The 11,859-nt window shown below is 40.1% G+C and carries 6 protein-coding genes; 5 read left to right on the forward strand and 1 reads right to left on the reverse strand.

The genetic code is table 11. From position 1 onward, the window contains the following. Positions 1 to 13: 13 nt before the first annotated feature. Complete coding sequence (locus LW728_RS08315; RefSeq protein WP_287766212.1) at positions 14 to 3,307, reverse strand: non-ribosomal peptide synthetase; 3,294 nt, start codon at positions 3,305 to 3,307, stop codon at positions 14 to 16. 610 nt (positions 3,308 to 3,917) lie between these two features. Between LW728_RS08315 and LW728_RS08320 the strand changes: the two genes are divergently transcribed. The 5 genes from LW728_RS08320 (at position 3,918) to LW728_RS08340 (ending at position 11,855) form a co-directional block, all read left to right on the forward strand. Further along, entirely contained in the window at positions 3,918 to 5,987 is a 2,070-nt protein-coding gene (locus LW728_RS08320) for an ABC transporter ATP-binding protein/permease (RefSeq protein WP_287766214.1), read from the forward strand. Positions 5,988 to 6,048: 61 nt separating this feature from the next. Beyond that, a complete protein-coding gene (locus LW728_RS08325) occupies positions 6,049 to 7,218 on the forward strand; it encodes a DUF6014 family protein (RefSeq protein ID WP_287766216.1) in 1,170 nt (389 codons plus the stop codon). 320 nt (positions 7,219 to 7,538) lie between these two features. Continuing rightward, positions 7,539 to 9,545, forward strand: a complete 2,007-nt coding sequence (locus tag LW728_RS08330; protein WP_004268660.1) for a phospholipase effector Tle1 domain-containing protein — start codon at positions 7,539 to 7,541, stop codon at positions 9,543 to 9,545. Between the two features lie 51 nt (positions 9,546 to 9,596). Continuing rightward, positions 9,597 to 10,082 (forward strand): hypothetical protein, encoded by a 486-nt coding sequence (locus LW728_RS08335; RefSeq protein WP_004268662.1) that lies wholly within the window; start codon positions 9,597 to 9,599, stop codon positions 10,080 to 10,082. Positions 10,083 to 10,193: 111 nt separating this feature from the next. Beyond that, positions 10,194 to 11,855: a GUN4 domain-containing protein gene (locus tag LW728_RS08340; RefSeq protein ID WP_287669355.1), complete on the forward strand. Its 1,662-nt coding sequence runs from the start codon at positions 10,194 to 10,196 to the stop codon at positions 11,853 to 11,855. Positions 11,856 to 11,859: the final 4 nt, after the last annotated feature.

Here is an 11,859-nt window from a genome sequence, read left to right on the forward strand (position 1 = left end):
TGGGAGTTCATCGTTACAGTTGAGCTAATATTTGTTCTAGTTCTATTTGGTCGATTTCTAATAAGGGGAAATCTTGGGCGGTGTAATCTCCAGTATCCGCTTCAGGCGGCGGAGGATTCACTATTTCTGGTTCTGTTTGTGACTCGGTGACTCTTGTTGCTACTGTGGCTAATTCGGCGATACTTTGATGGGTAAATAATTGTTTGGGGGTTAACTCTAATCCTGCTTTTCTCGCTCTAGTAATGATTTGAATAGTCAGGATGGAATCGCCCCCCAGTTCAAAGAAGTTATCATAGATACCTACTGGCTCTACTCGCAAAACTTGTGACCAGATTGTGGCTAATATTTCTTCTTCTAGGTTACGAGGAGCAACAAAATTCAATTCTATCTCCCCACGCAAGTTGGGTTCAGGTAAAGCACGATGGTCTAATTTGCCATTGGGGGTTAAAGGTAAGGTTTCTAAGGTAACAAAAGCACTAGGAATCATGTAATCTGGGAGCCTAGCTTTGAGAAATTGCCGCAGTTCATTTGTGCTTGGGGTGACATTTTTGGGCGGCACGATGTAAGCAACTAGGCGTTTTATTCCTGGACTATCTTCACGAGCGGTGACACAAGTTGTTTCTACATAATTATGCTGACTCAGAACCGCTTCAATTTCTCCTAATTCAATGCGGAATCCTCTAATTTTTACCTGGTTATCAATACGTCCTAAGTATTCGATATTGCCATCCGGTAAATAACGAGCTAAATCTCCTGTTTTATATAATCTGCTTTCTGTTGTCTGATGGAAGGGATGAGAGATAAATTTCTCATTGGTTAACTCTGGACAATTGAGATAGCCTCTCGCTAATCCCGCACCGCCTATGTGTAATTCCCCAGGCACACCAACAGGAACAGGTTGTAAATATTCGTCTAAAATATAGGTTTGTACGTTAGCAATAGGACGACCAATCACTGGTTTGAGGTTAGCTGTGATCAAACAGATTGTGGTATCCACAGTGCATTCTGTCGGTCCATAAACGTTATAGAAATTAATGTTTTGAGCCTTTGCCAAAGTTGCCCACATAGATTCATCAATGGCTTCTCCTCCCACCAAAACAGATTGAGGATGATTGTCACTGTCCAGCAATCCTACTGAAATCAGTAGCCTCAGTTGCGATGGTGTGCAATCCAATACATCTATTTTTTGCTGCCGCAGGTAGGATAACATGGCATGGCCATCAAATCGCACCTTTTCTGGCACAATGTTCAGGCTATGACCATATATCAGTTGGATAATCTGTTTCACGGAAGTGTCAAAAGCTAAAGAACCATTGATGCTGACTCGCAATGGGGAAATCTGATGGTGAGCATAAATAGCTTGATGCAGTCCGTGAGCAAGATTGACAACGGAGGAATGCTGAATCATCACTCCCTTTGGCTCTCCTGTTGAACCTGAAGTGTAGATTGCATAAGCTAAGTTTTCCGGTTGAACTTCACAGCCGGGATTTGATTCCTGTGCTTGAGTGGTAAACGACCAGTCAGTATCTAAACAAACGAGTTCTGATTGGTGTTTTGGAAGTCCTGCGATTAAATGTTTTTGGGTTAATAGAACTCTAACTTGAGCATCTTGGAGTATATACAGTAAACGCTCAGTTGGATACTCAGGGTCAATTGGTAAATAACCTCCACCTGCTTTCAAAATACCTAGCAGTCCTACCATCATTTCTAGGGAACGCTCGACACAAATTCCCACCAACACATCTGGTCCCACCCCCAAATTTTGCAGGTAATGAGCTAACTGGTTCGCTCTGGCATTCAACTCCCGATAATTTAACTGCTGGTCTTCAAACACGACCGCTATATTATCAGGAGTTCGTTCCACCTGTTCCTCAAATAATTGATGAATACACTTATCTAATGGATAGTCAGCCTGAGTATTATTCCACTCAAAAAGTAACTGCTGCTGCTCAACTTCTGTGAGCATTGGTAACTGGGAAATGGGCTGCTGTGGGTTCAGCACAATAGAGTTGAGCAGTCTTTCAAAATGCTTGGCCATGCGCTCAATAGTAGCAGCGTCAAATAAGTCAGTGTTGTATTGCCAACATAGCTTAATCACTCCTTTCGCTTCTCTCACCATTAAACTCAAATCCAAGTGTCCGCCCTGTTGTCCGAACAAGTGTGGCTCCATTGGCAACACTGATTTTTGCAGATGCAAGGAATTATTTTTTGGTTCACACCAAGTTTGTGCTTGCCAAGCAAAACTAACTTGAGAGAAAGGCGAACGGCTGGGATCGCGTTGTGGCTGGAGTTTTTCTGCTAACAGAGAAAATGGGTAATCTTGATGATTTTGAGCTTGGCTAACTATTTTGCTGACTTGAGCAAGAAGTTCTGTAAATGTGGCATTCTCCTGGACAGAAACTCTTAAAACGGTCAGGTTAGAAAAGTAGCCGACAATCTCTTTAAACTCTTTACCCGGCCGTCCTCTCATCGGGCTGCATAAGAGGATATCTGTTTGATTGGTGTAGCGGTAAAGTTGGACGTAAAATGCTGTAAGCAGAATCCGATAAAGGCTGGTTCCAGATGCTAAAGCTAGATGCTTGAGTTTTTCAATTAACTGTTCATCTAGCTTGACAATGTATGAGGCTCCCTCATAAGTCTTGACTGGGGGGCGGGGTTTGTCTGGGAGCAAATTCAAAATTGGCAATTCGCCAGCTAATTGTTTTTGCCAATATTGCCACTGTTTTTCTCCCCTGGAACCAGATAGCATTTCTGACTGCCAGTGGACAAAATCTGCATAAGATTTTTTTCCACTGAGAGAATCTACTGTTTCTGTCTGCCCTTGACTAATTCGCTTGATTTCATTAGTATATAACGTTTGAAATTCACCCAGCAGTAAATCATAAGACCACATATCACTAGCAATGTGGTGCATTGTCAGTAAGAGAATGTGTTCTTCTGCTGAACGAGTAAATAAATTCACCCGCAAAACTGAATCTTTTTCTAAGTTAAAAGGGCGGTCAGCAATAGCATAGATTTTTTCTACTAATTGGTATTCGCTCCAGTCGCTGGCATCTATTACCTCAACCTGAAAATTCTCTTGCTGGTTAACCTGCTGTACCGGTTTGCCCTCATAACTGGTATATGTGGTTCTCAGAATCGGGTGCTTTTCAATAATTTTTTGCCAGACACGATTGACAACAGCAATCTCTAAATAAGCATGAATTTTTGCAGTAATAAATATATTATAAGCAACGCTCTCCGGAGCAATTTGGCAGATTAACCACATTGCTTCTTGTCCCGGTGAAAGTGGGTAAATTGTTTTCATATTTCTACTCATGACTCGCCCGCATTTGTGATGATAAAAAAAGATTTCTAGGGTAGGGCGTATGCTTTATGCCTCTACAGAAACCGAATTTGCCCCACTGTAGGGGCGCAAGGAAGCCGAGTACAAAATGTAACATATATCGAACATTTTTCACCATGATGTCGCAAGGTCTGTTATCGCTTTGAGGGAACAGGGAACAGGGAACAGGGAACAGGGAACGGGGAACAGGGAACAGGGAAGAAAATCGGCGCACCTCATTGCTTTGAAAACTGTACCATGAAATCCTATCATAGAAAAGAAAATTTGTCATGGTCAACGAAATTCGGTAATATGTGGTAGTCTGAGAAGCGCTCACTAGCTTTAGCTATCAAAACAATGGTTACTTGTAGTAAGATAACGAGGGTTAAAAAAGCAGTAGCAGGGGGCTGAGAAAGCGATCACTCTATGCTGACAGATAAAGCGACGGGAGTATGTTACCACAACTCAAACACAATAACCTTAAAATTGTCGGGGAGCTTTATATTTTCGCCAATTGCCTTCTAATCCGCCAATCCAGCCAAAATCTAAAATCATTCCAGCAAAATGTCCACAACTCAAATATAAATGCTATATGTCCGCCAAAGTCCCTCAAGATCGATCGACGACTAATATTATCTCCGATGTCAGCAAATTTTGGCACAGTGTCAAGCTGATCGCTGCTCCCTATTGGTATCCTACTGAATCGGGGGGAAGGACTTTTTCCGATGTGATCCAAGCTTGGGCAATGCTCATCCTACTAATCGGGGCAATCCTAGCGGTTGTAGGCTTAAATGCCTTCAATAGCTTTGTTAGTAATTACTTAGTTGATGTCATCCTTGAAAAAAGTGATTTTGATAAATTTGTCAAAACTTTGGTAGTTTTTGCGGTTGGACTGCTCTTTGTCACCCTTTTAGTTGGCTTGCTTAAATTTCTCAGAAAAAGAATCGCCCTGGATTGGTATGCTTGGCTCAATGACTGGATTCTCAACAAATATTTGCATAATCGCGCCTATTACAGAATTAATTTTAAATCCGATATCGACAACCCAGATCAGCGTTTATCCCAGGAAATTGAGCCGATTACCAGTAAAGCTCTCTCCTTTTTTGCCGTTGCCCTGGAAAATGTCCTAGATATGATCACTTTTTTAGTGATTCTCTGGTCAATTTCTTCCTCTGTCGCCATTATTTTAGTCGTTTGGACAATTCTCGGTAACGTCATTGCTATCTATTTTAACCAAGCCTTAAATAAAATCACTCAAGAAGAATTAGAACTTAAGGCTAACTACAATTATGCTCTAACTCATATTCGTAATCATGCGGAGTCTATCGCTTTCTTTGAGGGAGAAAATCAGGAATTAAATATTATTCAGCGGCGATTTAATAAACTCTTAGACAGTGCTAAACGTAAAATTGATTGGGAGAGAGGCACAGAAATTTTTAGTCGGGGCTATCAGGCGGCAATTCAAGTATTTACTTTTGTCATTTTGGGTCCTTTGTATATCAATAGTGAGGGCATTAGTTTCGGACAGGTCGGGCAAGCCTGTTTAGCGGCTAATTTGTTTGCTACGGCGCTGGCGGAATTAATTAGTGAATTTGGCACTTCGGCACAATTTAGCAGTTATGTTGAACGTCTATCGCAATTTTCCCAAGCCTTAGAAGAAGTCATTAAACAACCAGAAAATTTAAGCACGATTACAACCATCGAAGAAAACCAATTTTCCTTTGAAGATGTCACCTTGCAAACTCCCGATTATGAACAGGTGATTGTCGAAAACCTCTCCCTTTCTGTTCAGCCCGGACAAGGTTTATTAATTGTCGGTCCGAGTGGTCGGGGTAAAAGTTCCTTGCTACGCGCTATCGCCGGTTTATGGAATGCAGGCACAGGCCGATTAGTTCGTCCCCCCCTAGAAGAAGTATTGTTTCTGCCTCAACGTCCCTATATAATATTAGGAACCTTGCGAGAACAGTTACTTTATCCCAATCGCAATCAAGAAACCAATGAGATAAAATTAAGGGAAGTTTTGCAAGAAGTCAATCTCCAAAATTTACTAAATCGAGTCAATAGCTTTGATACAGAAGAGCCTTGGGAAAACATTTTGTCCCTGGGAGAACAACAACGTTTGGCTTTTGCTAGGGTATTAATTACCCGTCCCAGTTTTACTATCCTCGATGAAGCCACAAGTGCTTTGGACTTAAACAATGAGGAAAATTTATATCGGCAATTGCAGAAAACTCACACAACTTTTATTAGTGTCGGACATCGGGAAAGTCTCTTTAACTATCATCAATGGGTTTTAGAACTCTCTAGTAATTCCCATTGGCAACTGCTTACAGTGGAGGAATATCGCCGACAAAAAGTGAAAGAAATTATTAATATTTCTGTCGATAATTCTCAAGATAGGCTCGAAGATTTACCGAATCAGGAAACCGAGGTCAATCCTAAAATCAATTCTGCCGGGGAACCCCCCCCCGAATCGCCAACGACAACAATCTTAACAGAAGTCGAAGAGGGACTTTCCCATGCACAAATGAAGGAATTAAGCGACTATTCCCTCAGTAGCATCAGAAGCAAAGCCAGTCAGGGAAAATCAATTACGGGGAAAGATGGACTGACCTATCGCTATGACAAAGACCCTAAAATCTTAAAATGGCTAAGAGTTTAGCCGATGAGAGACGGGTCAAAAAACAACGTTAAACTATTACACCAACTTAGCTACCCAAAAAATGAATCAAACCCTGGTTAATCAACAACAGTTCTTCCAAGAAATCGTCCAAGATATCGAGCAAAATAAAATTGCAATCGCGGCGAAAAAACTCCGTCAACAGGAAGCAGATAGCTGTGAAGTTCCGGCTCAGTGGCTGTGGAAAACAGCAGCGGCTTTAGAAACCAACGACTGGAGCATTTTATCAGAAGATTTCATTAATCTGAATTTTATCGGCAAAAATGGTTATTTTCTGATGATTGCTCCCTATCGCATCAATCGTCAGGGAGAACGACAACTCACTTTGAGTGCAATTTACGGAAAAATCCACCAAAATAGTCAACCTTCTATCGAACAACTAGAAAGCTTGACTCGTGAAAAATTTGGCAGTCTAAGACAACCGATTCCCAGAAATTTGTCCTTTACTGAAATTGCTAGTTGTGGCACGGTTAAAGGTGAAAAGGGGGAGGCTTTTATCGTTCCCCATAGGTGGACTTTTCCCAATAGTGTTCAGGGACCAGCTTTAAATAATGCCAGTGAGCAAAAAAGACGCTTTTCCGGTTCTAGCTACGAATGTATCCGAAAAATTTTTGAGCCAGAAACGGCCGATTTGCTATTAGGACCCCTGGAGGATCAAATTAATGGTGAACGCTATCGTCATCTCGATACCCAATTCCATGAAGCGGGTCATGCTAGTGGGTTAGGATTTGACTTAAAACTCAAAAATAAACTGTTTCAAAACTATACCTATGCCGGAGTCGAGGAGTGGCGCTCAGATAGTTTAGGCTTTGAATTTGCCGACTGTGCTTTACCTGCCGAAGAAGCGGGAAAATTAGTCGCTGTTAATTTCTGCATTCGCTTTGGTTTGGATGCTCACCGTTTAGGGGGTTTAGAAAAAGATGTGGACGTCCACGCTAGTTTGATCAGTTTGGAATATCTCTTGCAGAATGATGCTATTTATCTCACAAAAAATGGTCAATTGGCCCTGCGTAATGTCAGTTATCCAGGCTTACTAAAAGCGGTGGAAATGCACCGAACAAAAGCTTTATCTCTAACGCGAAGGGAGTTGAATCTAAATAGTCCAACAGGTCTTTTTGCTCTGTATAAAGTAGAGATTCATCCCGCAACCCAATTAATTTTTCAAGGACTAATTGTAGAGCGATGCCGCGGAATTTGGTCAGAGTTACAATAAGTACCTAGGGTTTGCTGATAATCGGCCCGGGGAGGGATGTCCATCAGCCATGAGCATCCCTCCAAAGCCTAGGTCTCTACTACTTGATGGCGATAGGGATTGGGGTCAACTCCCCTGAGTTTCTCGCCACAGCAAGTGCCGGCCCGGGAATATTAGTCGTTGACTCCTACACATTTATTTATATATATCGCTAGATAACTAAAATGTGTTAAGCTAGGGGGTAGCATTCTGGGAAATCACGACAGATAGATAAGTCTCTTATTAGTCAGAGTCCCTGAACCCCTGATTACTCCTTTCTCCCCTGGGCGATTACAAAACCAATGGCTGAACAACGCTCTGTACTAAAATTTAATGGCATCGATGATCATATTGATCTATCCCACGGATTTCTTGACATCGATCAGAGTATTACCATTACATTTTGGGCAAAAGGGGAAAATAATTTAGCTACAGAAACGACTTTTTTAGAAGCTGTTAATCAGGAGAATAACCGCGTTCTACATATTACCTTGCCTTGGGGCGATCCCGTGAAACCTGCTATTTTTTGGGATGCGGGTAATGAAGAAGGTTTCGATCGAATTGAAAAAAAAGTCAAGCTTAAGGATTATAGTGATTGGACTCACTGGGCCTTTGTCAAAAATGCGACCACAGGCCGAATGTTGATCTATCGCAATGGGATCATTTGGCATCGTGGCAACGGTCATAACCGTGCCTTAACGGGGATTGAAAAAATCATCTTGGGAGCCTCTGTTAATCTCTCTCATTATTGGCAAGGTTGTCTTGCAGAACTTTCTGTTTGGAATCAAGCGCTTAGCCAAGAAGAAATCCAAAACGCGATGTATCAATCTCCCCGGGTTGATGACCTTGGCTTAGTTACTTATTTATCACTCAATGGCAGTGCCGAGGATCAAACAAGTTATAGCAATCATGGTATTCTTTATGGGACAACCTGGCAACTAGATAGTCTTCCCTCCAAACCGACCTCGATCCCTAAATCAAAAACTCAGACTAGCAGTAAAGCTAGAAGGAGTGCGAAAAGGATAACAATGGTCAACGAAATTTTTAACTCCCTTGAAGAAGAAGAAGTGGTTGAACAGGATGCTCCAGCAGAAAATCAAGAACCTTCCCCGGAAGATAATTCAGAATCAATTATAATTGCCGCAGAAGCTGCTCTTGCCAGCAATGAAATTGAGGAGATTAGTGAAACAGCAATTTCTCAACCGGATATCCTCACTTATTCAAGCCAGAAAAAACGGTTAATTATTTGTTGTGATGGTTCTTGGGAAGACTCTACCAGTGCCTATCCCACCAATGTGGTTAAATTCGCCGAATCTATTAAGTATATTGCCGAGGATCAAACCCCCCAAATCGTCTTTTTGTCAGGTTCTGGCACCCCCGAAGATAACGAATTTATTAAAAGTTTAGGGAATGAAACTTTTGGCTGGGGCCTTGATCGAATGATTCAAGATGCCTATCGTTTTCTTGTCCTTAACTACAATCCCACAACCGAGGATGAAATTTATTTGTTAGGTTTTAGTCGAGGCGCATATATCGTTCGTTGTTTGGCTAGTTTTATCGATAAATGTGGAATCCTAAAACGCTCTAAGATTAAAGAAATTCCCCTAGCTTATCAACTCTATCGAGACCACACCGTTAGTTCCGATAGTGCCAAAGCTCAACAATTCCGTGCCGCTAATGCTAAAAAAATTGAGACAGAAAAGGAAGATTTTCAAGATCGTATTCCAGTTAAGATGTTAGGTTGTTGGGATACAGTTGGTAGTTTTGGTATTCCTGATTTAACTCCTTGGTTTCCCCTGGCTAAGTTTTATCATAAAAAATATGAATTTAGTAATACAAAATTAAGTCCGATTATCCAGAATGCTTTTCATGCTGTTGCCATTGATGAAAAACGTAAAAACTTCCCTTCCACTCCGATCAAAGCCAATCCAGAAAATCCCGAACAAGTTGTTAAAGAAGTTTTATTTGTGGGTGAACATACCTGTCTAGGTGGTGGCAAAAAAGAATATCAAGGACTTTCCGATTACCCCTTACAATGGATGATTAATCAAGCCAAAAAATTGGGATTAGAGTTTGACTCAACCACCTCTGAATCCGAGGAATTCCAAATTAAACCAGACCCGACCATCAAGTTCGATAATACGGTTAAGGGATTATTGGGAGGTGAGCAATGGCGATATTTCAATACAAAAGTTGTCACTGTTCATCACAGTGTGGTAAAACGATTAAAGGCTTTTTCCGATTATCGTCCCAAAAGTCTTGAACCTTTTCTTCAAGCTTTACTTGACGACGATCAACAGACAGATTAACCTTGCTTTAAAATTAAATTAATCCTTCGCTAGAAATTTGAGGTGGTTTTTATGGAACTCGATAACATTATCAAAAAAGTGGCAGGTGCTTATTTAGCTTCGGCTGTTATTGCTGTCATCGTGCTAATTCTAACCCTCGGACAACCCTTTGTAGTTTTTATGGGTATTGGAGCGATGGGGTTGGTTACTGTCCTAGGAGATGCGATTGCTCAGTACGGAATTGAAGCGGTTCTGAATGCTTTTTACGCCGAGCGAAGTAAAAAAGAATCCCTGGAAACACTTTTGGCTGAAATTGATGCTTTACCTCTGACTGATGACCTGAAATTAAAAACCAAAAAATACTTGACTGACCATCAAGAACAGACAGTAAAGCAGCAAGAAACGGTAACTGAGCCAACACCTGAAAGTCCTCAAACAGTTGTTATTGAAAATGAACCAGTTATTGAAAATGAACCAGTTATTGAAAATGAACCAGTTATTGAAAATGAACCAGTTATTGAAAATGAACCGGTTGTTGTTGAAGTTGAAAATGTTTAATTAGGTATTGCTCCCTGTTGCAATAGCTGGGAGCAGCTAATGATTATTGCTAAGTAACGAGGAATTTTTGGGTCTAAGATAGCTATGCTAAATAGGAACTCTCAACATCTGATGACCTATAAAAAAATTGCCATTTATGAGCAAAGCTATCAACTTCCTGTTTTTAAAAATAGATACTTAAAAAATTTTCAGAAAATCATCAAGGAACGTCGGAAATTAATTCAAGAAGGAGTTCGCTACCATTACTATTTTGGTAAGATTATTAAACGAAAAGAAAAAATTACTCAACAAGAAATCTTGATTGAGACTAAGTTATTAATTAAAGACTATAATTTATTAATTAACGGACTAGAAATCTATCAAGACGGATATTATCGTTTTTTACTCCAACTCAGTGACAATCTCAAAATTTTATTTTCCCAAAAATATCAAGAATTGAAAATCTTAGACTACGAGAGAATAAAGTTAGAAATTAAAAATAATAATAATCAAAATATTCTCAATCAACTCAAGCTGGAAAAACAGGAAAATTTTCGGGCAATTTTGCTACTGGGAAAAACATCTTTTTTGATGTTGAGAAAAACTAAATTACTAGGGGAAGGAGTTCAGAAATTAGCCGAGGATACTCAAAAGCAGAAAAAAATTGTACAAGCAATTATTCAAGAACTCAAAATTTATGAGGAATTAAATGATTATCAACTCAAATCTCAACGAGTTCGCCAAGAAATTGCTGATCTTGCCCAAAATGCAATTAATTTTGAAAACTACTTACAGGACTATTTTGCTCCTTTTCAATTATTAATAGAAGAAGTCATTAAAGTGGATGAAGAATTTTATGCAACAGTTGGAGAAATTAAGTATTTGGTAGATAATATTTTTATACCTCAGCCTGATCTGTTAGAAACCTCAGATTCAGCAATAAATTCTGAGTTTTTGCTAAATTTTCTGGCGAATGGTTACGAGAAAGAAGCAAGGTTAAAAGATGCTTTTTCCTCTGATCAATTTAATGATTACTTATTCAATGAAAGTGAATGGTCAGCACAATTTATTTCCCTAGAAAAAACCATCAATAAATTATCTCATCATTTAGCAGAACAAGAGGCTTGTCAAAAAGACACTATCCTAAAAACTCCCCTAGAAATAGTTGTCTCTCAATTCACTCAAAACAATATTGACAAATCTTCTACTTCCAAAAATCCCCAGACTTTCCCAAATATCTTAACTCAAGAATCGACGGATCTTGATTATAATCAATTACAAGATTTGCTAAGAAAGCAAGAGTGGCAAGCGGCCGATCGCCAAACGACTAAACTACTATTGAAAATTTTGGGTAGAACCTACTGGAATGAGGTTTATCCTCAAGATATTGCTCAATTACCTTGTTCGGAACTGAAAAAAATTGATCAACTTTGGCTTCATTATAGTCATGGTCATTTCGGTTTTAGTATTCAGCAGGCTATTTTCTCTAGTCTCGGTGGTTTAGTGGATTATGAAACCCAAAAGAAACTTGGCGATCGCCTAGGTTGGCGGCAGCAGGGTCAATGGCTCAATTATGAGCAACTAAACTTTCAATTAGAGCCGAATTCTCCCCTCGGTCATTTACCCGTTCATTGGTTGATTTTTGAAGAAAATCTTTATTATCCATCTGCCGAGGTTGCTGACAATCAAAACTCCCTGGCTTTCTGGAGAGTTGGCAATTGGTTATTGTGGCAACTTCACCTCGTTTTAAGCAAAATTCAAGCCTGTGGAATTATTCCTCTGTCTGACTTTTAAAGCC

Source organism: Microcystis sp. 49638_E5, from assembly GCF_021300285.1.
Taxonomy (GTDB): Bacteria; Cyanobacteriota; Cyanobacteriia; order Cyanobacteriales; family Microcystaceae; genus Microcystis; species Microcystis aeruginosa_C.

Excerpts from the sequence above, each read along its gene's own strand:
- LW728_RS08315 (WP_287766212.1), bottom strand. The coding sequence starts at position 3,307 with ATGAAAACAATTTACCCACTTTCACCGGGACAAGAAGCAATGTGGTTA.
- LW728_RS08320 (WP_287766214.1), top strand. The coding sequence starts at position 3,918 with ATGTCCGCCAAAGTCCCTCAAGATCGATCGACGACTAATATTATCTCC.
- LW728_RS08325 (WP_287766216.1), top strand. The coding sequence starts at position 6,049 with ATGAATCAAACCCTGGTTAATCAACAACAGTTCTTCCAAGAAATCGTC.
- LW728_RS08330 (WP_004268660.1), top strand. The coding sequence starts at position 7,539 with ATGGCTGAACAACGCTCTGTACTAAAATTTAATGGCATCGATGATCAT.
- LW728_RS08335 (WP_004268662.1), top strand. The coding sequence starts at position 9,597 with ATGGAACTCGATAACATTATCAAAAAAGTGGCAGGTGCTTATTTAGCT.
- LW728_RS08340 (WP_287669355.1), top strand. The coding sequence starts at position 10,194 with ATGACCTATAAAAAAATTGCCATTTATGAGCAAAGCTATCAACTTCCT.